The sequence below is a fragment of the Candidatus Neomarinimicrobiota bacterium genome (assembly GCA_017656425.1).
Taxonomy (GTDB): domain Bacteria; phylum Fidelibacterota; class UBA2242; order UBA2242; family B5-G15; genus JACDNV01.
In genome coordinates this window covers 205,671-230,293 of the sequence record JACDNV010000003.1, presented here as the reverse complement: position 1 = coordinate 230,293, position 24,623 = coordinate 205,671, and the positions used below count along the sequence as shown (strand labels likewise).

Below are 24,623 nucleotides of genomic sequence, written 5' to 3'. Positions count from 1 at the left end.
CTGAGTGGATCTAAGAAGTGAGGTGAGTAATGGCGTATGAATTTAAGGCAATTAAAAGAGCAGTAACATTAAGTCAGGAAGTGCAAGACCAGATTGAACGAGCGATTCTGGAAAAGAAATTTCAGCCCGGAGAGAAATTACCTACAGAGTTTGAATTGGCCGAGATGTTTGGTGTGAGTCGTACGGCTATACGTGAGGCATTACAAATGTTAAGAGCAAAAGGATTGATCTCTGTAAAGAAAAGAGATGGCATTTATATAGAGAATTATTCCCCTAAAAATGTTATTAAGCCTATGAGGTTTTTTTTTGAATTGAATTTTAATGAAGATTTAATAAAGCATCTGGTAGAAATAAGAAAGATTATAGAGCCTGAAATTTGTAGATTGGCAGCGCGTAATAGATCCGAGGAAAATTTAGGAGAGCTTGAAGAAAACCTTAATAAATTTTCCAATGTTGACGAAAGCGAAACTGAACTTGAAGGTAAACTGGACAGGGATTTTCATAGAATAATTGCCCGTTCAACACAAAATCCCATTATTCCGATTATGATGGATCCGATTTATCAAATCTTACCTAAAATAAAAACATTGATATTAGCCAAAATTAAAACTGCAAAGAATTCGGCTCAAATATATCATCAACAAATTTATGAGCACATTAGGGATCAGGATGAAGATGGGGCATATTTAATTATGAAAAAGCATATGAATATTGCCGAATCTCATTCAAAAGAACTTATTTCTAAGATAAAATAGCTTTAATTATAGAAATTATTTTTTAGAATACTTAAAGCATAATAACATAGTGTCAGAATAAATTGTGTCTGATAAGATAGACTAGCCACACCATGAAAAAATCGTATTGTTTAGGTATAAACGTTTGATATATAGAGAGATATAGTGACAAGATTCTTGAAAAAGCACCTTTTTGGTAAATTGTTGATGATGATCAAAAAAAAAGATAATAGCCCGATATGACGAAACCCAAGAAACGTTTTGATCGAAGTATTTCTCCGTGACTGTTTCATTTTTTGTGTAAATACCTATTTTCATTAGAATTCCAGGTTTAACCTTCCTTCGAAATGGATAGCCAATTGGGCAATAATTTTTGTCCAGTCGTTAATGGTTTTTTCCCATTTCTTTCCGAAGGATCTCTTAGAGACTGGACACGTGTTTGTGGGAAAACAGTCTCAATGGCTTCAGGGAATCCCTTTAAACCATCCACACAGGCAATTAGAATGTCTTCTACACCACGGTTCTGTAATTCAGTTAACACCGACAACCAGAAATTTGCTCCTTAACTCTCACCAATCCAGATACCCAATAAATCCCGTTGCCCCTGAGCATCAATACCAAGACAGGTATAGGCAGACCTGGTTTGAACTTTCCCATCACTGCGAATCTTATAGTGAATAGCATCAAAATATACCAATAACATAAACCGACTCTAACGGATGCTGTTGCCAGTCTTTGACTTCCTGAAGTACCTATCGGTAAGACGACTAATGAAGACAGTGGATAACTCCAGTCCATAAAGATCTTGTAAATGTTCCTGGATATCCCGTCCCGAATAGGGATCCTACGGATACACTCATCCCTTTGGCATACAAAGAGAGAATCTTACCCTCAAGATCACCAAATTCACTTTGATGCTTGGCAATCAGCAATGGTTCAAATTCACCTTCACGGTTCAGGTGAACTTGTCTCAAAAGAGATCCTTCGGATATTGCAATACTACCATATTTTCCTTTTAGACTTTTGGTACTACTACCATTGCGTAAGTTGCTACCCTGATGCTCTCTCTTCTGATAACGTTCATAACCCAGATGGTGAGTCAGCTCTTCCTGTAACAGTTGCTATAGTTAAGTGTTTGATGAACTTTTTAATGACGCCATTTTTACCAAGCAAGTCATCCATAGTTTTGACAGTTTCCAGATCCTTTTTCAGTTTCTGGATGACGGCTTTTTCTAATTTCATGGTAAATACCTCCTCGTTAAACGGTTAAACATAGCTCACAGAAGGTATTTACACAAGTCAGAAACAGTAAGAAAGATATTTTCTTTATCCCATTTACACAAAAATTGGGAAACTCCCGTTAAGGCGGGTGAATTTACACAACATTTTTGACTTGATGAATTGACATAACCTTTTGAAGTTCATATTCATGAAAAAATTAACTTATATTAAATAAAAATATTCGTTAAAATATTCGTAAATATTGCTGAATTTTTGATATTGTGGTTTTTGTTGTGAGAATATGTGAAGAATATTTTCCGGAGAAGAGTGATGGATAAATCTGATCTATTCAAAAGAATGGCAAAAGCGGTATTATTGGGGGATAAAGAGGTATCTTCAACAGCGGTTAAGAAAGCTCTTGAATTGGGGTTCACTCCAAATGAAATTTTAGAAAAAGCTCTTATTCCTGGTATCCGGAAGGCAGGGGATTTGTATGAAAAGGGGAATTATTTCCTGCCTGAGCTTATAGCCTGTGCCAATGCTATGAAATCATCTTTTGAGATTTTAAAACCTATAATAGAAAATAGTGGAAAAAGAGTTAACAACTATGGAAAAGTTGTTATTGGAACTGTTGAGGGAGATATTCATGATATAGGGAAGACACTGGTAAGTGTTATGTTAGGTACATCTGGGTTTGAAGTTATTGATCTTGGCGCTGATGTTCCTACAAACCGTTTTATTGAGGAAGGTATAAATAATAATGCCAGAATTATCTGTCTATCTGCTCTTTTAACTACAACTATGCTTAAGCAGAGGGAGTTAATAGAAACCTTAGTAAAAGAAAATTTAAGGGATAAATTTAAAGTTATTGTTGGTGGGGCGCCTGTTACTGCTGAGTGGGCAGAGAGTATCGGTGCCGATGGGTATGGTAAAAATGCGGTGGAGGCAGTTATAATAGCTGAAAAACTTATCGGAGTAGAAAAATGGATTTAATAAAACGAATTAATAAAAAGAATGGTTTAATCTTTGATGGTGCAATGGGTACTATGCTAATTGCAAAGGGATTGGAAAAGGGTAGACCGTCAGAAATTTTCAATTTAGAAAATCCAGATGCTGTGTATGAGATTCATCTTGAATATATAAAAGCTGGTTCTGATGTTATAACCACCAATACCTTTGGTGGCTCAGGCTTGAAATTATCCAAGACAGAACTAAATGGAAAGACAGAGGAAATCAATAGAATTGCTGTTAGAGTTGCAAGGAGAGCAGCCGATGGTTCTGTGATAGTAGCTGGTGATATTGGACCCACCGGGGAAATGTTAAAGCCCTATGGCGTGCTTGAACCTGAAGCAGCTGTTGATATCTTTGCAGAGCAGGCTTATTATCTGGATTCAGAGGGAGTCGATGCTTTTATAGTAGAGACAATGTTTGATATAAATGAGATGATCACTGCGCTTAAAGGTGTAAGAAAAGTTAGTGATAAGCCAATTTTTGCTACACTGACTTTTGTAAAAAAACCTGTTGGCTTTTTTACTTTAATGGGTAACGATATTCCAAATAGTATGCGTAGAATGCTTGATGAGGGAGCTGATATTGTGGGTGCAAATTGTTCTATTGGTAGTGATGCAATGGTTGATCTGGCTGCTCAGATTCGAAAATCAGTGGACAGTCCCGTTATAGTGCAACCAAATGCAGGAGTTCCAAAAATTATTGATGAAGAGGTGGTATACCCAGAATCTAAGGAATTCTTCGCCGAAAATATTATTAAGATTAAAACCTTGGGTGTGGAAGTCGTCGGGGGATGTTGTGGCACAAGCCCGGAATATATCGATATTATTTCTAAGAGATTGAAAAGAAAATTTTAATTGTGGTTTTTCACTTCTTCCGAAGAAATTTTCCTTTCATGATACGCGTATGGTTGATATGATAACCAGTAGACAAACATAAAAAATATTGCCAGTACCAGTAGATACCAGGGCCAGGCAGGAAGAAGACTTATCGGCCCAAAATTCACATCAGGCGGTCTTCTTAAGAACAAATAATTACCGTTTGTAAAATAGTTTACCACTGAATCTACGATTGCTAGAATCATCAGCGCAGCAAAAGCTGTCTTCCAGCTTCCCTTTGTAGGATATTGTTTTTGTATTAATATAAGATAAAAAATGGTAAATATAGAAATCCCATGGGATATAAACATTTCAAAATATTTAACCGATGGGAATCCTAATTCAAGGTCTGGGATTATAATAGCAAAGGTAGACCCTGCAATAACCCAGTAATAGCAAATATTAAAGATTGTCTGATTATTTTTTAACAAGTGATAGGCAAGTAAAAATTGTGTAACACTACATACGTGAAATGGGAGGTCCTTTTCAATGTGGAATTCACCACTGATAATAAAAAGAATTCGCCATGAAAGATTTTGGAAAACGATCAGAACAGCAAGAATTTTATCAAATGATTTTTTTAATCTTTTTGGGTTATATTCTTCCAGTAGTTTTATAGAAAGTGCAATAGTAAATAATGTCAAAAGAGTTGCTATAATATGTTCGAAGCTGAATAGTCTAAAACTTTTTTGCATACATCTTAAATAATAATAAAATGTTTGAAAAATCAAGTTATATTTATATTTTCAATGTTATGGAGTTTTATTTTAATGGATAGAAATAAATTAACTTGGGGAAGTTGTAATTCAGTAAAAAAATACAAAGAAAATCGATACAAAAATCCTGATCAGAGATTGGTTTCCTATACCGAACGCCGCCTTGTAAGGAATATTCTCTCAAGAGTACTGGAATACAGAAGAATAATACTTGATATCCCCTGTGGCTATGGGAGATTTAGTGATTTGCTCAGCAATTATTCTACTGAATTGGTTTCAGCTGATTTAAATATATATGCACTTAATCTGATAAGAGACGATCATAGGCATATTTATTCATTAAGTTTTTTTGAATATGTCAACAGTGACATTTTATCGTTACCATTTAAGTGTGATACCTTTGATTTAGTATTCTGCTTTCGCCTTTTACAGCATTTTAAGGGTTTCGATACCGTAAAGTTCACTTTGAGAGAGTTAATCAGGGTGAGTAGAAGGTATGTGTTATTCTCCATTTATATTGAAAATCCATTACATAGAATAATGAGGATTGCCAGGGATTTTGATATGAATATTTTCATGATTTCAAAAGATAGATTAAGGAGTATTTTACAAGAATTGAATGTCAGAATAATATACGCAAAAAGGATATTACCCTATTTTCATGCAAACACTATCATTCTGGTCGAAAAAATTAGTTAGGTAAATCTTCCTTAGGGGTAAATGGAATATTCAACTCTCTTTCGGGGATTTTAATCTCACCAAACTTATCTTCAAACTTTTTTATGTTGTCCATCAATGTCATAAGAAGTGTCTTAGCATGGATGGGAGTCAGGATAATTCTTGATTTTACAACGGCTTTATTCTGCCCAGGCATAATTCTGGCGAAGTCAATTACAAATTCAGCTGGAGAATGAGAGATTACTGTAAAATTGCTATATTTTCCTTCAGAGATATCCTGTGGTATCTCAATCTTCAATTCCTTTATAGATTTTTCATTTTCCATTTATAAATCCTCATCTTCTTCAAGATTATCAATGTCATCTAAATCTTCATCGATGTCTTTTCCTTCTTCTTCTTCCTCTTCCTCATCGAGGTCGTATTCTATATCCCATGCTTCTTCATCTTCGGTATTGTATTGATCTTCAAATTCCAATTCATCCTCGAATTCACTCCATATTTCCTTCTTTTTTTCAAAACTTGCCGGATCAATTTCCGATTCATCGTAGTCTTCAGTTTCTGTTGACAACATTTCATCTTTATACAGGTTAATGTCGAAGAAATCCACGTCATCAATAATATCATTGTAAACTAGCAGCTCAAGAAAATCTATGTATTTTTTATCTCTGAGATTGGTCTTGCAATGGGGGCATACAAGGGATTCTTTTAATTGTTCCTCTGTTAATATCTCCCCACATTCGGGGCATTTAAGGTCTTCCATTACGCCTCCAACGTTAAATTGCGTGGTAATATAATCTTAGAAATAATGTAGGTCAAGTAAAATATGATTTTTATTTACCCATCGTTTTAAGAGGAGACTTCATTGGATTTGATAAAAATTGTTCTTTCTTCCCTGGTCGCATGATATATATATTCCAGTAAGCTTATATCTATCCTATCTAATTGAACATTGCGTCTTGAAGTCACAATTTTTGCTGTGTTTATCATTTTATCAAATTTGTGTTCTGTAAAGCCTTCAGCTCCGCCCCATGTAAATGAAGGTATATATTTTGGAGGGAAATTACATCCATAAATATTACAACCTACGCCGACAACAGTACCAGTATTAAACATGGTGTTAATTCCAGTCTTCGAATGATCAGCTATAGTTAATCCCACAAAAGTACTCTGGCTATCAACATATTTACCATTTACCCATACTTTGACATTGCTGTAATTGTTTTTTAAATCAGAGCAATTTGTATCAGCTCCTATATTAACCCACTCGCCCACATAGGAATGCCCTATAAATCCGTCGTGTTGTTTATTGGAGTAACCCTGAAAGACACTTGATTCGACCTCTCCTCCAATTTTACAGACCTTCCCAATGTGACAACCTTTGTATATTTTTGCTCCTATCTTGATCACAGAATTTTCACCTATGTAACATGGACCGATAATTGTGCTATTTGACATTATTATTACATTTTTTTCAATAATGATTGGACCTTCTTCAGCATCAAGCACAGTGCCAGGTTTAATTACTGCATTTTTACCAATATAAATATTCTTTTTATTCAGAATAGAAACATTATCGTGGATTATGCCCTCGATAGTACCACAGGTGTAATATTTATTAAAATCTTCTATTATCATTTGTCCGGTAGTTAGTGGTATTTCAAAAAAATAGTTGTATACAAAAGGATTTATCTCCTGAGATGTTATATTTTCAGGAATATTTATTTTTATTCTGTTATTTTCGAAATCTATGAATTTTACGCTGTGGCTTTTATCTAAGTACGCAATTGCAGGAATTCCATTTACCGTAAAAATTGTATTTTTGTTTTGAGTTGCAGTTTTTATATCGTTAAGGGTGAATATCATTCTTCCGTTTATCCATAGACCGTCATCGATATAGCTTGGATTTACAGGGTAGGAGGGATATCTCTTTTGTATCGCATCTTTTAGAAATGGTCTGATAAAAAGACTAATTCTATTTTTATTATCAATTATCGATAGAATTTTTTCTAAGATTGGTCTCGTTCCTGAGATTAGCTCAAATACGGCACGTGTATATGCTATAGGTAAAAAATTATCAGAAAGCTGGTCCTCAAATATATAGATATTCATTTTTACCTTTTATTTTATATTGTTTAGAATTTCTATGACCTTATCATAAAATTTTGTTGAATTGTTACTGACTATTTCGATGTTGAAATATTTTGAAGAATGGTCGAATTTTTTCCCTATTCTTTGATTATATGCCGAATTTTTAACAATATTTGCAGTGGTAATATTGAATTTAAGGTTAAGATCAACAGAACAGAAGAATTTATCTTTTATTATTTCTTTATAAAAATTTTTGTTTGGGATTCCTTTACGATTGAGGTAATAATCAATTAAGGGAATCAAGTAATGTCTGTCAACTCCCCTAATAAGATGAAAAAATGATTGATGTATGAGAAAATATATCTCGGAGTTCTTTAGCTTTAAGTCTTTAAATTTTTCAAAAGCTTTCATAAAGAATAGCTCATCAACCGGTAGGCAAAGTAGAATTTTCTTAATATCGGGATTATCAACGATTGTAAATAGAGGATATTTTTCCTTCATCATGGTAACTCCTGATAGCTATAATTAAAATAAAACTAAATTTTTAAATAGCAAAAGTCTAATTGCGTTATTTGTTTTGTACTTTTGTTTATTAAAGTGAGAAATAATTGATTTTTATTCGCTGTTTTCTTCTTTTGCTTTTGATGATTTATATCCCCCTCTATCTCTTTTTGGCTTTTCTTCTTTTTCTTTAGCTGGCTCTTCTTCTATTTTTGAGGTCTTGCTAGATTCAATTTCATCCACTTTAGCAGTCTCACTGTCAGGCTCTGGTTCCTCTTTTTTCTCTTTTATTTTTTCTTCTGTTTTTTCGGCTTTTGTAAATACTGCTTCCATCCAGGAATCCCTATCCATGACCTTATACCATCCACAATTGTTGCAAACTTTGTAGTAAATTTTATTCCCAAAATATGAGCTTCTTCGATATACAACTTTTCCTGAGCACTCAGGACAGTCCTCTGCTGAATGTGCGTCGTAAGGCCTTCCACTGCTTTTTTTACCTGAGTTCACTTTTGTTGTCATTTTTTCATCTCAATAGTTTCTTCCTTATTCTTACTACTAAATATAAACTGGTTAACTATATATTTCAACAAATAAAAGATAGTTTGTTAAAAATTTATTCCTAATTATCAATTTATACTTCAAATAGCAATACATTACAACCAATGTATAAATATTTTAAATTATAAGAAAGCCCCGGTATTTATTGTTATAAACCATATGAACGCAGTCTTCCACCTCTTTCTTCATATTTTAAATCACGTAAAGTTGATGATTTAACATTTATTCTTAAATAATATTGTTTGCCATAACCTGTCGGTACCCAGCTGAAATAAAATTCCCAGCAATGCAGGTCTCTCGATATTTGTATGCTATGACTCACAAATTTTTTGTTTACCAAGTCTATATCGGTTGAATATCCTACTCTCCATTTATTAAATATTTTAAAACTTATATTACCAGATAACCAGAACCTTTTTATTGGATTATTTGGGTTAAATTTATTTAAAGAGAATTTCAAATGAAAATTGGCGTTAAAAAGTTTATTACTTTTTGAGTCAACTTTCGTTAAGTTTCCAGCACCAGAAGTGTCTAAAGATGTAATTGCAGTATCTTCTTTATCATAATTGCTTTTAAGACCTTCAAATGTAACATCAGAAAATTTAAATGAGGAAGAAACATTTAGCTGTGTTAGCCTAGGCATAGGTACACCATATCTATTAGTGTTGATTTTATTTATACGTTTGTTTTCATATTTGTATAAATCATGCGTCAATGAAATGTTTAGATTTAATTTTTTCGTTAAATCAGATCTAATGGAAGTTGATATTTGAGATAGTTTCAGGCTGTCAGCAGTGAAGTTGTAACTCCCGCTTGTACTTGTGGTTAGTAATTCTACTACATCTTCTTTATCATTTCTCTTGATTTTACCCTGAAATAAATTTGAAAGTGAGAAATTAAGTGATTTTGTTTCACGAGAAGGTGTGGGACCGATTGGAGTTGATGAAAATATATCAAACTTATTCAAAGATTTGTCTATTTTAAAATAGCCTGGATTTATCCCAAAAAATTCCTTTGAAAAATCGGGAGTATATGAGAAACTCATCCCTGGAGTTATAATATGTCTTATAGCTCTTATAGGACCTATGCGATAGGGGAATATCCCATATAGCTTTGTTGAAGCGCCAAATGACATACTACCCCATAGACGTGCTTTATTGTTTGTTACTTTTCTTGATACAATTTTTCCGTCCTTGTGTAAAAAGTTCCCGGCCGAGTCTAATAATGGTAGGTAATATTCTGGAGTTATATCGAATTTTAATGAGATAGATTGGTTTGTTGATATATATTTGAATATCTTTTGAGAACTGCTGAGAGAAGCATTAGTGTTAAGATAGCCGGATTTTTCTATTCTTTCTCTCCAGATATAAGCAGAATCTGCTTCGACCGACTCATAATAGACGTTCTTGTAGCTTCTAAGTTTAGTATTAAATGAGAGATAAATGTTATTGTACCATTTACCTGTTGCAGTTTTACCACCTTTCACTAATTGTGTAGAATTATAGTTTAAAGAAATATTTGGAAGGTTTCTTCTGATGTAATTTATCCGCTGCCTAGTACCGGATGGTGGTTTTTTAATTTTTTCCTTAGCAAGCAGATATCTTTCTTCTCTCAGGTTGGCAGAAAGAGAAAAAGGTGTTCCTGTCCATCTTTTGCTGTAAGTTGCATTACTGACAATATTTTGTTGCAAGCGACGATTTTTATCAAGCGAATATTTTTTATAATAGCTGTCGTCATTGACAAACATGCCATTGATAATTAATGATGAAGTTGGTGAAAGGACCTGGTGATGGGAAATTCGTATGCTCCATTTCCTTTCAGGGAAATATGATAGAAAATTATTTGTGTACATTAAATCTATGCTACTTAATTTTATTTTATAACGAACTGCATATCGCAGAAGTAACTCCGTTGTTATGCCATATTTATCGTAGAAATTTGTTGTGATTTTTGCATCAAAATAATCATTGACCGCCCAGTAATACCCAAGACCTCTTATAAAACCACCTGTATTTGCACTTTCCCCATAACTTGGCATTATCCATCCGCTATGCCGTTTTCCCTTTTTATCAGGGAAAACTCCAAATGGAATTCCTAATAAGGGGATATTGTGTATATATAATATAATTGGTTTCGCAATAACTTTATCTCTATGGATTATTTTCATTTTTTTACTTTTAAAATAGAAATGTGGATTTTTTTCTAGATCACAGGTGGTGTAATATCCACTTGATACGTAGAAGATGTTTTTCCCCTCTTTATTGATTTTTTCACCAGAATAGAACCCCTCAGCCATTTTAGCTCTGCCTTTGATAACTTTCCCCTTTTGTGTTTTAATATTATAGTTCAATATTTCTCCGTAGATGGGTTCCTGTCCTTTTTGAACAAATGTTGGTATATTGGTTAATGTATCGGTGGAATCACTATAAATAGGATAGGCGGTAAGAAGATTATTATCCCAGTCAATTTTTATCTCACCAGCTTCAAGTGTCATATCCCCATATATCATTCTTGCATTTTGCGAAAGGATGGAAATTCTGTTGTTTAAAGTGTGGTATATTTTATTCGCATAATAGTATACAGTAGTATCAACCTGTTCATTTGTTTCATGGGGAGTGAAGTTACCCTGACAACCACCCATTACCCAGATTCTATCAACAGTGTCATCTTTTATTTTTATAATAATAGAATCGCCAGAAGTTACGTTTAATCCTTTAATCACACTGTCTTCAGTTATATTAAAATAACTTATTGCCATAGTTTTTACGATCACCGAATCAAGCTTATTTCCTTTAAGAAATATTTCAATTTTTTCACCAGAAAGTTTATCATAGGTAGTTACTGTATCCCTTTCAGTCAGCGTATCACCTTTTGATGGAAGGTAAGCAAAGCCTTTTGACTCTATTGATGCGTCATCTCTGGCAATTATTTTATGAATTTTATTTTTTTGTAGATAAAAATTTATAATATCACCTTCTATTAGTCGTCTCTTTTGCCTTATCAATGGATTACCTTTTAATACAGCCTTTTCAATTTCCCCATAATATTCTGCGGTATCACAGGTGGAGACAATATTATCCTTAATTATTTTTACATTTTTGAATGAAGTGAAGCGATTGCTATCTTCATTACCTTCTATAAATTGAGCATTTAAACGAAACACCTGGTTGCCCAAGGAGTCAAGCTTGATTAGGATTGGATTTTTGTATGCCTGTATTGTCTTATTGATGTAATTGTAGACCAGACTATCCGATATCAAATGGGTATTGCGATCAGTGTCTAATAAGTGGGTTTCCGTATTAGACTTAGCCAATTTTTCTTGAGTATAGTATTCGATAAAATTTGTAGTTATTATTCTGTTTTTATTCTCGATTTTAACGTTGCCCTCTGCTTTGGCAACCTTTTCTTCTAAAAAATATATAATAGTATCTGCGGTTAATCGATTATCCTCACTTATTAAAATCGGATTTTTAAATGCTTTTATTACTTCTTTTTCGGTGTAATATTCCACCACCTCGCTTTTTAGAATATTCTTGTCATCTTTTATTAAAATACTGTCTTCAAGAATGAGGAAGTTCTGATTTTCATACCACGTAATTTTTTTACATTTTAAAATTATTTTATCTTTTCTCAACTCAACATTACCCTCAAGAATTTTAATCAATACGTCGTTAATTATTTTTTGTGATAACCTATCTGCATGTATTAATTCTATTTTATCTCTTGGGGTTGTAAAAGATAAAAATAGCAGTATTAATAAAATTGTGAAAAATTTATTTTTTTTCATTTTTTGTGGATCTATCAGGCCAGAGTTTTAATAGTCTCTCTTTGATAAACTTTTCATATCCCTCTTCTGATGGTTGATAGTAGTTTTTAGGTTCAGTATTCTCTGGGAAGTAATTTTCCTTTACAAAATGTCCGCCATAGTCATGGGGATATTTATAGTTAATGCCATATCCAAGGGACTTCATGAGATTTGTAGGTGCGTTCCTCAGGTGTAGAGGTACATTTGGCATGTCACTTTTTTTTACATCTTCAATAGCCCTATTGATTGCAAGGTATGATGCATTGCTTTTTGGTGCAGATGCCAGGTATGTAGTTACTTGAGCCAGTACAATAGCCGCTTCTGGCATTCCAATGAAATGAACGGCATTGTACCCCGATACAGCCACATTTAAAGCATTTGGGTCAGCGTTCCCTATATCTTCACTTGCTAAAATAATAAGTCTGCGAGCAATAAATAAAACATCTTCCCCTCCTTCCAGCATAACTGCAAGCCAGTATATAGCAGCATCAGGATCGCTACCTCTAATGCTTTTGATAAATGCAGATATTGTATCGTAGTGATAATCACCTTTCTTGTCATATAATGTTTTTCTTTGCTGAAGAGCCTCGACTATTAATTCTTTTGTGATTTCAAAACTTTTGGAACCTCCAGGATTGATCAAAAAATACACAGTTTCAATAATGTTCAGTAGTTTTCTCGCATCTCCGGTTGAATTTATTAATAGGAATTTGAGATTTTCCTTGCTTATATCAATTTTATATTTGCTCAAAATTATATCTTTACTTATGGCGTTGTAAAATATTTTTTCCAGATTCTCTATGCTGAGAGGGTTTAGTTTTAGCACTCTGCACCGCGAAATCAAAGGCGGTATTACTTCAAATGATGGATTTTCAGTTGTAGCACCAATTAATATTATTTTACCCTCTTCAACCGCATGTAACAATGCGTCCTGTTGCGCTTTGTTGAATCTGTGAATTTCATCAATAAAAAGTATGGTTCTAAACCCGTGTGATCTATTATATTTGGCATTTTCGATAATCTTCCTAATTTCATTTACCCCACTTGATACAGCACTTATTTCGTATAGTTTTGCTTTTATATTTTTAGCTATAATTTTTGCAAGTGTTGTCTTGCCAGAGCCAGGTGGTCCCCATAGTATCATAGAAAAAATATTACCACTTTTAAGTGCTTTAGATAATATTTTATCTTCACCAGCTATATGCTCCTGCCCTATGAAATCTTCTAATGTTGTAGGTCTAACGCGTTCTGCAAGTGGAGGCAGGAGTTCTTGATTTGAATTTTCTTTTTTAAAAAGGTCCATAGGCTATTTTAATAGTTTCTCATATTCAAATTCTAAATACAGTGATTATAATAATTTCTTTTTCTAATGTTCTACATACGAGATTTTTCAAGTACTTCCTTAGCCGTTTTTTCAGCTCTTAGGAGGAATGCAAAAATAAGTGCAGTAATACCAGTTATTGAAAATATATACATTCCAAGTCTATAATCTGTAACCCCATCAGATGTACTTATATCGTTCGCCAAACCAATAATGTAATTGAAAGCAGTAAGTCCTATATTTTGAATCATTGTCATTAGACCGTAAGCCGTACCAAGATTTTGCTGTTTCACAATTAATGCTACTGATGGCCACATGGCAGCGGGTACAAGTGAAAATGCTATGCCCATTATGAATGTTAAGAAAATTGGATGTATTTTTGTATGAACGAGTAATAAGTAAACGGGTATGATGAGTAATGAACCTATTATCATCACAGACGCTCTTTTTCCAAACTTATCAATATACAAGCCAAATATAGGAGTACCGATCATTGCGGCTAGTGTGATTACACTGGAGGCAAAGCCTGCAACCTGACGGGATAGATGGTGGTGTTCAATAAAAAATTTTATTGCAAAAGTTTGAAAAGGGAAAATGCCAGAGTAGAATGTTACACATAGAATTGTGATGTACCAATACGGTCGCCCGAAGGATGCTATACTCCTAAAATCAATCTTGTCCTGTTTTGGTTCTGGTCCTAGCTGGAACTTCCGCTGTGTACTTATTTCCATTAGAACATATAAAATAAGTGCCAGAACAGATAAACCAGCTCCGGCTGTAGAGATAATTAAGGGTCCTTTCCAGGTGTTGTAGAGGGATTTTGCCCAGGTAGGAGAATTCAATGCTGCAAAGCTACCCAGTCTTGCTATAGTTAGGTTTAAGCCAAATGCAAAAGAGAGTTCCTTTCCTTTGAACCATTTTGCAAGAATTGTTGTAATAGTTACGATTAGAGTTTCTGCTCCGAGACCAAAAATAAGTCTTCCTGTAGCCATTACTGTTAAATTTCCGCCACTGAAAGTTGTGAGTAGACTTCCCATCATACATGTAATAGAAAAAATCAAAGCTGATTTACGTGTGCCAAGATAGTCTATTATCATACCTCCTATTAGTACAAAAATTATATTGGGAAGGCTGTAGACCATGTTAAGAAGACCAATGTTTCTGTCTGTAAAACCCAGCTGTTTTTTTAGTAAGTCAGCTAAAGGACTAATGGAATCGTACACATAATAATTACCGAACATAGCAAAGCTTAGCATTATTAGTATTAGCCATCGGTAAATCGGATTATTCAAATCATATCTGGGACCTTTTTGATTTTCCTGCATTATTAATTCCTCGTTTTAAAAAAACTCCGCTACTACAGTTTGATAATCTAAGTTAAAATAGTTAAATATTGAAAAATAAATCTATTCAATCTTGTCAATAAATTTGTATATGTTTAAATTCACGGCGATTTTACAAATAGGAGAGGGAATTATGGCAATGAAAATTACAGATGAATGCATCAGCTGTGGTGCATGTGAGCCTCAGTGCCCGGTTAATGCGATAAGTCAGGGCGATGAATATTATGTTATTGATCCCAACTTATGTGTCGAGTGTGAAGGATATTATGATGAGCCTCAGTGTGTTGGGGTATGCCCAGTTGATTGCATTGTAAAGGCATAGTGGGACAGAAAATTTTTTATTAATTAGAAAATATTCAGAATAAAATATATTAATTTCATAAGGTGCAACTACACGGAAACCAGTAAAGCTAGATTATTTAGTCTTTAATTGATAAGTAAAATCTTGTTCAGAGTTATATATGGTTAATTTGGAATGACGTGAATAAATCTTTTATTTTTGTTTTTCTTCTCAAACTGGACAATTCCATTGGTCAGAGCGAATAGTGTATCGTCGCCACCTTTTCCAACGTTTTTACCTGGATGAAACTTCGTCCCTCGCTGACGTACAAGGATTGTTCCTGCAGTGACGTATTGACTCCCAAAGCGTTTTACCCCCAATCGTTTCGAGTGGCTTTCACGCCCATTTTTGGAGCTACCTACTCCTTTTTTATGTGCCATTGCTAGTCTCCTCTTTAGAATCTTTTACTTTTGAAGTTTGAACCTTTTGTTTTGTTGTTTGCTTTTTAGTTATAGGTGATGATTCAAGTTTGTCTATATGTATTATTGTATATTCCTGGCGATGTCCCTTTTTTACCTTGTATCCTTTTCTTCTTTTCTTTTTAAATACTATCACTTTGTTGTCTCTAAAATGCTCTTTTACAATTGCTTCAAATTTCATTCCCTCAATATACGGAGTACCAATTTCTATTGTTTCATCATTTTTATAATATAGTATTTTGTCTATTATCAATTTATTTCCTGGCTCCAGGTCTAATTTGGGAACTGTTAAATCTTTATTTTGTTCTAATATTACCTGTTTTCCAGCTATTTCAGCTATTGCATATGTTTTTCTTTCCATATCTCCTTCTCAATTTTTCAGGCTTCGAATTTATATATATCCTGAACATTTGTCAAGTTTTCACAAGAATTTTCCGGCCATTCCCAGCGAAAAACATCCATTTTTCATAGTGATCCTTCGTATGATAGTAACTATCGCGATGTAAATCCTATATGATTAAAACTCGTAACGCCCATAGTCAGCTACTTAAAGAAATATATATTAAAATTATTGCTAAAATTTTTTTCATGAACTTTCAGGATTTGTGTATTATAAAATTGATAATATTATATATACTACTTTCCCTCAGAGAGCTCATACAAATGGAGAGTAGTGTTGCTGATAAATTTTTTATTTATATCAGCAAAGTATCAAATGCTATTTTTTCAGGCAACTTGTTCTGAATTTAGATTAAAAAATATTGAGTAATTAAATAATTTAATTCAAAATCCTTTACAAATACCTGATTTTATGTTATTATTAGATGATGAAAAATATTGTCACTATAAGTAAGATATTAAAAGCAATTTCAGATTTTAATAGGCTTAGGGTCTGTATTATATTAAAAGAAAGATCGATGTGTCTTTGCGAAATTTCATCTATTCTGGATAATATTGTTCTTTCAACATTATCAAATCATTTAAAAATATTGTCTGAAGCAGGGATAGTTGTACAGAAAAAATATGGTAGGTACATAATATTTTCATTAAGTGAGGATGAGTTCATAAATAAATTGCTTGATATGATAAGAATTTATCTGTCAGATGATGAAAGAGTCCTTAAGGATATTGAAAAAGTAAAATCGATGCGGCCTGTATTGGATATTTAAAATTATATTTTGAGTTATGAATCATTCAAAAAAGAATCAAATTTTATATAGGTTTTTTATAGTTGGTTCGAGCCACCATCATCTTTACTATTTAATTCCATACATTGAAACTACAAAAGATAAGTTATGCTTTGTGATAAACGGAAATACAAAATATATTGAGATTGTTAAAAAAGAATTCCCTAATATAAACTTTATCACATTTTCCTACGATAGCGAGGAATTGATAAACTACTTAAACCAGGCCAGTTTCCTTTTACATTCAAATGCTTATGTTTTATTCGAAGAGAAAATCAGACCAAAAATAAATAGAAAAGTGGTGATTGGATTCATAAACCATGGAGTTCAGGGTAAATTTACCGACAGAGGTTATATCTCAACCAATTTTATGTGGGACATAACAGTTTATAACGGCAGGAAAGATCTAGACATTTTTTATACAGTGATGAAGATTCCAAAAGATAAGAGATTATATAGTCGTTCCTTGTTTTTAAAGACACCTAATGGTAGTGAGATTCAGGTGATACTTTCGGGAAATATAAGGGTACAACATTATATGAAAAATAAACCAGATACAAGTAAAATCATTGAAAGATTTGCCTCTTTTGATTTAACAAAAAAGATTATTCTCTATATGCCAACATTTTCCTATGATCCAGCCAGAAAAAATCCAACGTATAGCTCTATCCCTTTTTTTATAAAAATGTTAAAGTTGGGAGTTTTGCCAGAGGATTATAATTATATATTGAAACTGCACCCTAATATAATCTATGAAAAAGAATTGTTGGACGAGCTTCTTTTATCTTTAAAAAAATCACGAATAAGATATTACCTAGATGTTTTAGGCGGTGATTATCTCCCATACATGGACATTTCTGATTTACTGATAACCGATAGGACATCTGCCTTTTATGATTACTTGTACTTTGATAAGCCGTCTATTTTTCTTGATCACAATGATGAATGTCCTCAAAGGATATCTTTTAATGATGTAACTAACACTTATTGGTCCTATCAGTGTGGAGACGTAATTTCCGTTAGGAATGTAAACAATGTTTCTGAAATTATTGAAAGAAATCTTGTTAAGGATTTAAATAAAGAGATAAGAGATAGAGTTAAAAATTATGTATTTTACGATGGGATTTCTCCCTTAGAAGTGTTGAGTGAAATGCAGAAACATCCGAAGTTTAAAAGATTAGCTTTTTAGGGAATTTTTGAAGAGTTTGTTCTCTTGCAAAACCTAATAAAATTGTTATTGAGGAACCTTTTACTTACCAGTGGATCTATTGAATTTTGTCTTTTGTGTGAATAAAATCAAATTCTGAAAAATGGAGGAGCAGTATGAGAAATAGGGTGATTATTATTCTGGCAATATTGGTTATTTTTGCCGGTAATGTTTTTTCAGTAGAAATTATATGGAACCAATATGCATTAAAATTAAATCTTAAAGAAAGGTTGAATCTGAGTGTGTCATTGGAAAATAGGTATGATGATAGGCTGGGAGGGTATTTTTATTCCCACTACGATTATGGATTTGATTTTAAGGTGAATAATTTTTTATCTATTGGACCTTATTACCGTCAGGTGTTTGAGATAAAAAATTCAAACTGGATTACAGAATACAGACCATATTTATATATAAAGGGCAAATATAATTTTGGTAAAATGAGTGTGGAAGTAAGGGATAAAATTGTTCGAAGGATCAAAAGTGATGAGAAACTATTAAGAAATAGAACTCAACTAAGGGTGAATTTCCCCGTATATATAGAATTTTCCTTGAAACCATTCATTGCTTATGAACTATTTTATGAAAGCGATGTCCAAGATTTTAATAGAAATAGGGTTTATGTAGGTATAGGTTTTTATCCTGCCAAAAGGATCGGTTTAGCATTGATATATGTTCTTGAGTCAAAAAAGAGAAACGATTTGTGGAGGAGTAGTGATATAATTGCTATCAATTTTTCCCTGAGTAGATAATTCAGGAGGATAAATGAAAACATTAATTTATTCCTTAATATTTTTTATTTGTTTATATGGAATTATTCTTGGGAAAGAGAAATGTCAAATAGACGTAATTAAAACGTCTATCGGTGTTCTGAAGATCCATTTTATAGGGCATGGTACGTTGATGTTCGAAATTAATGATATGGTAATTCATATTGATCCATTTGGCAGGCTATACGATTATAATAAGCTGCCAGATGCTGATATTATTCTAATTACCCATCATCATAGTGATCATTTTGATGTAGAGGCTATAAAGAAGATACAGAAAGAAAATACAGTAATTATTTATACAAAAAAATGTTCGAAGGTACTGGAAGGCGGCAAGGTGCTTCATAACGGAGATAGGATAGAGGTATCAGGAATTAAAATTGAAGCAGTTCCAGCATATAATATTGTTAATAAAAGAGACAATGGCGAACCCTTTCATCCAAAGGGTGAAGGAAATGGATATGTTTTGAATATAGGTGATAAAAGGGTGTACATAGCGGGTGATACTGAGAATATTCCTGAAATGAAGGTCCTAAAAAATATTTACATCGCTTTTCTTCCGATGAATCTTCCTTACACTATGACACCCGAGATGGTTGCCGATGCGGCGAAATCTTTTAAGCCTAAAATTTTATATCCCTATCATTACGGTGATACCGATCCTCAAAAGCTTTTGGATTTATTAAAGGATGAAAAAAGAATAGAAGTCAGGATAAGAAATATGAGGTAAAATCTATCTATTAGCTGGATTTGATAAATAATAGTCTTTTAATTGGTTTAAGGAAAAAATTGTTTCTGAATAAATCGAACCCATTTTAGAACATTCCTTTTGAATATGAGTTTTATTTTTGATATTTTCCCATTGTCAAAATTTGGAATGTGTCAGAATGGGCAGAAAGAGCAAATATGTAAGACAGATTAGCTGGATAGAGGCATTTTTCTGGGTAATAATCATATACATTATTGGTAGTGGGATACTACTTGGTGTAATTGCGTACTTTTCGCAGGATTTACCTTCTCCGGAACAGCTTCAAAATATTAATCCAGAACTTGTAACAAGAATTTATTCTGCTGACGGCAAGATATTGCAAGAGTTATTTGTTCAAAGGAGAGTATATGTTCCTATAGAGAAAATACCCATTCATATGAGGAAAGCAGTTATATCTGTTGAAGACACAAGATTTTATAAACACTGGGGATTTAGCCTAAGAGATTTTTTAAGAGCGGTGATTATAGACATAGCCACATTAAGTAAAAAGCAGGGGGCAAGTACTATTTCTCAGCAGCTTGCGAGAATTTTATATGAAAATATTGGATATGAGAAGACAGTAGTGAGGAAAATAAAAGAGTTACTTACAGCTATTGAAATAGAGAAAAGGTATTCGAAAGACGAAATACTTGAGATGTACTTGAATTCAACATGGTTCGGACATGGTGTATATGGGGTTCAGGCAGCGAGCAAGCGATATTTTGATAAAAATTGTGATAAATTGACTGTTGATGAAAGTGCTCTACTGGCTGGTCTTATCAGAAATTCTTATATATATTCACCTATTTTACATCCAGAAAATGCTTTTAGGAGGAGGAATGTAGTACTTGCTCTTATGAGAGAAAATGGATTTATTTCCGATGAAGATTTTGCAATTTATAAAAATACCCCGTTATTTATTCAAAAACCTGAGCCTCCTGCTAAAATTGCTCCTTATTTCGTGGAATTTGTGCGACAGCAATTAAATAGTATTGCGAAAAAGTATAAATTTGATATATACAGAGATGGCTTATCTATATATACCACATTAGATACAAGGATACAAGAAATCGCTGATTCTGTTACTTTAGAGCATTTAAAATGGCAACAATCAGTTTTAAATAAACAGATTATTAGTGATCCTGAATCCATAATTAAATTAATTCCGGATTCTACTATTACTCCTGAAAAGATTGTTGCTATGGTAAAAGGTGAGATTCCTATGGATTCTACGCTTCAGTCGTATCTAACAGTCCAATGTGCACTTACGGCTATTGATCATAAAACAGGTCGAATACTGGCTATGATCGGCGGGCGAAATTTTAGAGAGTCACAATTCAATCGAGCTGTGCAGGCAAAAAGGCAGCCAGGGTCTGTTTTTAAACCTATAGTGTATGTAACTGCTATTGACAATGGTTTCCCTGTAACTACTCAACTACTGAATCAACCCGTTGTTGTAGAAATGGAGGATGGAACGAGATGGGCTCCAAAAAATTATGACCTGGCTACAGGAGGACCTACAACATTACGTGAAGCTTTAAAAAGATCATTGAATCTTGTTACAGTTAGAATTGTCCAGGAACTAATACAGCCAAAATCAGTAGTTGAAACTGCAAGAAGAATGCATCTAACAACGTACATCCCTGCTGTTGATGCTATAGCCCTTGGTGCTGCCTCTGTAAAACCGATTGAAATAACGAGTGCTTATGGTATTTTTGCTAATTACGGTATCTGGAACAAACCTTATGCTATTGAGAAGATTGTTGATAGATATGGAAATATTATATATGAACATAAACCCGTTAAGGACTTTGTATTTAGCAAGGAGGTAGCCTATGTTATGATAAGCCTTCTTGAGTCAGTATTAAACGAAGGGACTGCAAAAAATGCCAGAAGAATTTTTGGTTTCAAGCATCCTGGTGGTGCTAAGACTGGTACTACAAATAATTTCTCCGATGCATGGCTTGTAGGCTTTACGCCTTACTTAACAGCTGGCGTATGGGTTGGTATCGATAATCCTTCTGTTTCCCTTGGTCACAGGCAGTCCGGCGCTGTCGCTGCATTGCCAATCTGGGCAAAGTTTATGAAAATCGTGCATAAAGAAATGGGATGGTATCCAAGAGAGTTCCAAAGACCCGAGAACGTAATTGAAGTTAAGATATGTAAAGAGACGAAACTACTTGCTACACCATATTGTCCAGTTGAAACTGAAATTTTTATAAAAGGGACTGAGCCAAAAGAAACATGTCCCATTCACGGCAAAATAAGGGAAAGTAATATAGAGGATAAAATTATATTTTAAATTTACTTTTCTTGTTATTTAGCGTTCTTTTTATCATTCTTCTTATCGTAAGCTTTTATTATTCTTGTTACAAGCTTATGCCTTATAACATCACTTTCATCAAAATAAACAAATCCGATTCCTTCAATACCTTTTAAAATACTTTCTGCTTCAATTAAACCGGAAGTGGTTTTATCAGGCAGATCGATTTGCGTTACATCTCCTGTCACAATTGCTTTTGAACTTGCTCCAAGCCTGGTTAGAAACATCTTCATTTGCATACTTGTAGTATTCTGAGCTTCATCAAGAATAACGTATGCATTATTCAATGTCCTCCCTCGCATGTATGCGAGTGGTATTACTTCAACAATTTTTTGATCAATAAGTGTCTTCATTTTTTCCAGCGGTAGCATATCGTATAAAGCATCATATAGCGGGGTAAGATATGGATCTATTTTTTCTCTTAAATCCCCAGGCAGAAAGCCAAGTTTTTCTCCTGCTTCTACAGCTGGTCTGGTCAGGATAATTTTCTGTACCTCATGGTTCTTTAAAGCTGCAATGGCCATGGCAACAGCAAGATATGTTTTACCAGTTCCTGCAGGTCCAATTGCAAATACGATGTCATTGTTTAACGAGGATTTATAGTATTCTTCCTGATTTTTTGTCCTTGGTTTTATAGCTCCGTTTTTAGTGTATAGTATAACTGTACTTGGTGAAATATCCTCTTCCTTGATCAGCCCTTCTTTTTCAATATGAACGAGAGTTCTCACATCGTCTTCGCTCACATATCCCTTCTGGTTTATTGTCAGTAACATTTCGCCAAAGATTCTATCAGCCTTTTGGATTGATTCATCCTCACCCTCTAAGGTAATTATATTTCCTCGGGCGAATATCTTTAACTTGAGGTTTTCTTCGATTATATTTAAATAAAAATCATTTGTCCCATATACAAGGAAGGGATCAACCCCTTTAATTTCTATTATTTTTGTTTTCATCTTTTTTTGTGTTTCTATATCTTTCATCCTTCCATTGACTCTTTTATTTTTTATTCATATCTAACTATTTTGATTCCTAATTCTTTTAATTGTTCTTCATTTACTTCAGTTGGTGAACCATCCATTGGACTTATTCCATTTTTTGTTTTTGGAAAAGCAATTATATCTCTAAGACTATCCTCTCCTGCAAGAAGCATAACTAGTCGATCAAATCCCAGTGCTATACCACCGTGAGGAGGAGCGCCAAAAGATAGTGCTTCTAATAGAAAACCGAATTTTTCCTGTGCTTCTTCTTCGGATATTCCAAGCACTTTGAACACTTTTTTCTGAACATCAACTCTGTGATTCCTGATGCTGCCACCACCAATTTCAGTTCCATTTATTATAATATCATAAGCTCTTGATCTAACTTTTTCTGGATCAGTATCAAGAAGCTCGATGTCTTCAGGTCTTGGTGCTGTAAATGGATGGTGAACCGCTTTGTATCTTTTTTCATCGTCATCCCATTCAAGTAATGGGAAATTAACCACCCATACTGCTTTGAATTTGTCCGATTTTGGTATTTTTAATTTATCTGCAATATAGACTCGAAGCATTCCCATCAATTCATAAGGTTTATATTTTGTATCGCCAATAAAAAGTAAAATACTCCCTTGTTTTGCATTAAGAGTTTTTAAAATAGAATCTTTTATTGGGGAGATAAATTTACCTATTCCCCCCTCAAATCCATTTTCAGTGAATCTTGTCCATGCAAGTCCCCGACCACCCCATTGTTTGACAAGTTCAACTGTTCTATCAATCTCCATCCTTGTTAATTCCATTGAGTCGGGAATACATAAACCTACTACAGAGCCTTTTTCTTCATTAATAATATTTTTAAAAACGTTAAAATCAGTTTCAAGGAATAGTTTGCTTACCTCTTTTAGTTCAAGACCAAATCTGATATCGGGGCTATCTGTGCCGTATCTCCTCATAGCCTCTTCGTATGTGATTATAGGAAATTTTTCAGTAAATTCATAACCAACAGTATCTTTAAATACTTTTTTTATCATTTGTTCGGTAGAATTTATTACATCAGTCTCTTCTACAAATGACATTTCTACATCGATTTGTGTAAACTCTGGCTGCCTGTCAGAACGCAGGTCTTCGTCCCTGAAACATTTTACTATCTGATAATACTTATCAAAACCAGCGATCATTAAAATCTGTTTGAACATCTGTGGTGACTGAGGTAGTGCGTAAAATTTCCCTCTATGTAGTCGACTGGGTACAAGAAAATCTCTTGCTCCCTCAGGAGTGCTTTTCATGAGGAAAGGGGTTTCGATTTCTAAAAATCCATTATTATTATAATATTCCCTAACACTCTGAGCAGCTTTATGTCTTAAAATGATATTTCTTTGCATTTCTTTAGTTCTAAGGTCGAGGTATCTATATTTAAGCCTTAGATTCTCAAGAGCAGTTGATCGATCAGTTACCATAAATGGTAATGGTTTGGACTCATTATATACTTCGAGTTCCTTTACGACTACTTCTATCTCACCTGTTTCGAGATTGGGGTTTATTGTGTCTTCTGGTCTTTTCCTGACGATACCTTTGATTCCAATTACGTCTTCATAGCCCAGTTTCTTAGCTGTTTCATAAAAGTCTCCACACGTCGATTGATCAAAGACTATCTGTGTAATTCCATATCTATCTCTAAGATCGATGAAAATTAGACCACCGTGGTCTCTACTGGTATTTATCCATCCGCATAAAGCTACCTCTTTTCCAGCATCAGTTATTCTAAGCTCACCACATGTGTGTGTCCTTTTTATCATTATTGCAA

Annotated in this window: 27 protein-coding genes; 10 read left to right on the top strand and 17 right to left on the bottom strand. The window is 33.6% G+C overall.

The window, feature by feature from the left end:
- Positions 1-29: 29 nt before the first annotated feature.
- The gene (locus tag H0Z29_03825) at positions 30-755 is read left to right on the top strand and encodes a FadR family transcriptional regulator (GenBank protein ID MBO8130633.1); all 726 of its coding nucleotides are present in this window, start codon (positions 30-32) and stop codon (positions 753-755) included.
- Positions 756-1,065: 310 nt separating this feature from the next.
- Here H0Z29_03825 and H0Z29_03820 read toward each other — a convergent pair whose 3' ends face one another.
- The 4 genes from H0Z29_03820 to H0Z29_03805 form a co-directional block, all read right to left on the bottom strand.
- The gene (locus H0Z29_03820) at positions 1,066-1,281 is read right to left on the bottom strand and encodes a transposase (protein ID MBO8130632.1); all 216 of its coding nucleotides are present in this window, start codon (positions 1,279-1,281) and stop codon (positions 1,066-1,068) included.
- Positions 1,282-1,296: 15 nt separating this feature from the next.
- On the bottom strand, positions 1,297-1,437 hold the full coding sequence (locus H0Z29_03815) for a transposase (protein ID MBO8130631.1): 141 nt from the start codon (positions 1,435-1,437) through the stop codon (positions 1,297-1,299).
- 64 nt (positions 1,438-1,501) lie between these two features.
- The gene (locus H0Z29_03810) at positions 1,502-1,852 is read right to left on the bottom strand and encodes a transposase (GenBank protein MBO8130630.1); all 351 of its coding nucleotides are present in this window, start codon (positions 1,850-1,852) and stop codon (positions 1,502-1,504) included.
- Positions 1,815-1,976 carry a hypothetical protein gene (locus H0Z29_03805; protein MBO8130629.1) on the bottom strand — a complete coding sequence of 54 codons (162 nt, stop codon included), beginning with the start codon at positions 1,974-1,976 and terminating at the stop codon, positions 1,815-1,817. The genes H0Z29_03810 and H0Z29_03805 overlap by 38 nt, the downstream gene beginning before the upstream one ends.
- Before the next feature lie 309 nt (positions 1,977-2,285).
- On the opposite strand from H0Z29_03805, the gene H0Z29_03800 reads away from it, so the two are divergent.
- Both H0Z29_03800 and H0Z29_03795 read left to right on the top strand, forming a co-directional pair.
- Complete coding sequence (locus H0Z29_03800; GenBank protein MBO8130628.1) at positions 2,286-2,948, top strand: corrinoid protein; 663 nt, start codon at positions 2,286-2,288, stop codon at positions 2,946-2,948.
- Entirely contained in the window at positions 2,939-3,820 is an 882-nt protein-coding gene (locus tag H0Z29_03795) for a homocysteine S-methyltransferase family protein (protein MBO8130627.1), read from the top strand. The genes H0Z29_03800 and H0Z29_03795 overlap by 10 nt, the downstream gene beginning before the upstream one ends.
- Here H0Z29_03795 and H0Z29_03790 read toward each other — a convergent pair.
- Positions 3,817-4,536: a TIGR02206 family membrane protein gene (locus H0Z29_03790; protein ID MBO8130626.1), complete on the bottom strand. Its 720-nt coding sequence runs from the start codon at positions 4,534-4,536 to the stop codon at positions 3,817-3,819. The two genes, H0Z29_03795 and H0Z29_03790, sit on opposite strands and share 4 nt — an antisense overlap.
- A 75-nt stretch (positions 4,537-4,611) precedes the next feature.
- Between H0Z29_03790 and H0Z29_03785 the strand changes: the two genes are divergently transcribed.
- Positions 4,612-5,256, top strand: coding sequence for a class I SAM-dependent methyltransferase (locus H0Z29_03785; GenBank protein MBO8130625.1), 645 nt, complete (start codon positions 4,612-4,614; stop codon positions 5,254-5,256).
- Here the strand turns inward: H0Z29_03785 and H0Z29_03780 are convergent.
- The 8 genes from H0Z29_03780 to H0Z29_03745 all read right to left on the bottom strand — a co-directional run bounded on the left by H0Z29_03780 (position 5,249) and on the right by H0Z29_03745 (position 14,833).
- The gene (locus H0Z29_03780) at positions 5,249-5,560 is read right to left on the bottom strand and encodes a DUF3467 domain-containing protein (GenBank protein ID MBO8130624.1); all 312 of its coding nucleotides are present in this window, start codon (positions 5,558-5,560) and stop codon (positions 5,249-5,251) included. The two genes, H0Z29_03785 and H0Z29_03780, sit on opposite strands and share 8 nt — an antisense overlap.
- On the bottom strand, positions 5,561-5,887 hold the full coding sequence (locus H0Z29_03775) for a hypothetical protein (GenBank protein ID MBO8130623.1): 327 nt from the start codon (positions 5,885-5,887) through the stop codon (positions 5,561-5,563).
- 194 nt (positions 5,888-6,081) lie between these two features.
- Positions 6,082-7,344, bottom strand: coding sequence for a hypothetical protein (locus H0Z29_03770; GenBank protein ID MBO8130622.1), 1,263 nt, complete (start codon positions 7,342-7,344; stop codon positions 6,082-6,084).
- A gap of 9 nt (positions 7,345-7,353) precedes the next feature.
- The gene (locus H0Z29_03765) at positions 7,354-7,827 is read right to left on the bottom strand and encodes a hypothetical protein (protein ID MBO8130621.1); all 474 of its coding nucleotides are present in this window, start codon (positions 7,825-7,827) and stop codon (positions 7,354-7,356) included.
- A 111-nt stretch (positions 7,828-7,938) separates the two neighbouring features.
- A complete protein-coding gene (locus H0Z29_03760) occupies positions 7,939-8,343 on the bottom strand; it encodes a hypothetical protein (GenBank protein ID MBO8130620.1) in 405 nt (134 codons plus the stop codon).
- A 187-nt stretch (positions 8,344-8,530) separates the two neighbouring features.
- On the bottom strand, positions 8,531-12,169 hold the full coding sequence (locus H0Z29_03755) for a hypothetical protein (GenBank protein ID MBO8130619.1): 3,639 nt from the start codon (positions 12,167-12,169) through the stop codon (positions 8,531-8,533).
- Positions 12,156-13,490: a replication-associated recombination protein A gene (locus tag H0Z29_03750; GenBank protein ID MBO8130618.1), complete on the bottom strand. Its 1,335-nt coding sequence runs from the start codon at positions 13,488-13,490 to the stop codon at positions 12,156-12,158. Before H0Z29_03750 ends, H0Z29_03755 begins: the two co-directional genes overlap by 14 nt.
- A gap of 71 nt (positions 13,491-13,561) precedes the next feature.
- Positions 13,562-14,833 carry an MFS transporter gene (locus tag H0Z29_03745; GenBank protein ID MBO8130617.1) on the bottom strand — a complete coding sequence of 424 codons (1,272 nt, stop codon included), beginning with the start codon at positions 14,831-14,833 and terminating at the stop codon, positions 13,562-13,564.
- Positions 14,834-14,942: 109 nt separating this feature from the next.
- Between H0Z29_03745 and H0Z29_03740 the strand changes: the two genes are divergently transcribed.
- On the top strand, positions 14,943-15,173 hold the full coding sequence (locus H0Z29_03740) for a YfhL family 4Fe-4S dicluster ferredoxin (protein MBO8130616.1): 231 nt from the start codon (positions 14,943-14,945) through the stop codon (positions 15,171-15,173).
- A gap of 143 nt (positions 15,174-15,316) precedes the next feature.
- Here H0Z29_03740 and rpmA read toward each other — a convergent pair whose 3' ends face one another.
- Positions 15,317-15,571: a 50S ribosomal protein L27 gene (gene rpmA, locus H0Z29_03735; GenBank protein MBO8130615.1), complete on the bottom strand. Its 255-nt coding sequence runs from the start codon at positions 15,569-15,571 to the stop codon at positions 15,317-15,319.
- A complete protein-coding gene (rplU, locus tag H0Z29_03730; protein ID MBO8130614.1) occupies positions 15,561-15,971 on the bottom strand; it encodes a 50S ribosomal protein L21 in 411 nt (136 codons plus the stop codon). Before rplU ends, rpmA begins: the two co-directional genes overlap by 11 nt.
- A 463-nt stretch (positions 15,972-16,434) precedes the next feature.
- On the opposite strand from rplU, the gene H0Z29_03725 reads away from it, so the two are divergent.
- The 5 genes from H0Z29_03725 to H0Z29_03705 all read left to right on the top strand — a co-directional run bounded on the left by H0Z29_03725 (position 16,435) and on the right by H0Z29_03705 (position 21,824).
- Positions 16,435-16,779: a winged helix-turn-helix transcriptional regulator gene (locus tag H0Z29_03725; GenBank protein ID MBO8130613.1), complete on the top strand. Its 345-nt coding sequence runs from the start codon at positions 16,435-16,437 to the stop codon at positions 16,777-16,779.
- A gap of 16 nt (positions 16,780-16,795) precedes the next feature.
- Positions 16,796-17,986 carry a CDP-glycerol glycerophosphotransferase family protein gene (locus tag H0Z29_03720; GenBank protein MBO8130612.1) on the top strand — a complete coding sequence of 397 codons (1,191 nt, stop codon included), beginning with the start codon at positions 16,796-16,798 and terminating at the stop codon, positions 17,984-17,986.
- 134 nt (positions 17,987-18,120) lie between these two features.
- Complete coding sequence (locus H0Z29_03715) at positions 18,121-18,756, top strand: DUF2490 domain-containing protein (GenBank protein ID MBO8130611.1); 636 nt, start codon at positions 18,121-18,123, stop codon at positions 18,754-18,756.
- A 13-nt stretch (positions 18,757-18,769) separates the two neighbouring features.
- Positions 18,770-19,504 carry an MBL fold metallo-hydrolase gene (locus tag H0Z29_03710; GenBank protein MBO8130610.1) on the top strand — a complete coding sequence of 245 codons (735 nt, stop codon included), beginning with the start codon at positions 18,770-18,772 and terminating at the stop codon, positions 19,502-19,504.
- Between the two features lie 157 nt (positions 19,505-19,661).
- Complete coding sequence (locus H0Z29_03705) at positions 19,662-21,824, top strand: PBP1A family penicillin-binding protein (protein ID MBO8130609.1); 2,163 nt, start codon at positions 19,662-19,664, stop codon at positions 21,822-21,824.
- Positions 21,825-21,838: 14 nt separating this feature from the next.
- Here H0Z29_03705 and H0Z29_03700 read toward each other — a convergent pair whose 3' ends face one another.
- Both H0Z29_03700 and aspS read right to left on the bottom strand, forming a co-directional pair.
- Entirely contained in the window at positions 21,839-22,798 is a 960-nt protein-coding gene (locus H0Z29_03700; GenBank protein ID MBO8130608.1) for a PhoH family protein, read from the bottom strand.
- Positions 22,799-22,848: 50 nt separating this feature from the next.
- Positions 22,849-24,615, bottom strand: a complete 1,767-nt coding sequence (gene aspS, locus H0Z29_03695) for an aspartate--tRNA ligase (protein ID MBO8130607.1) — start codon at positions 24,613-24,615, stop codon at positions 22,849-22,851.
- Positions 24,616-24,623: the final 8 nt, after the last annotated feature.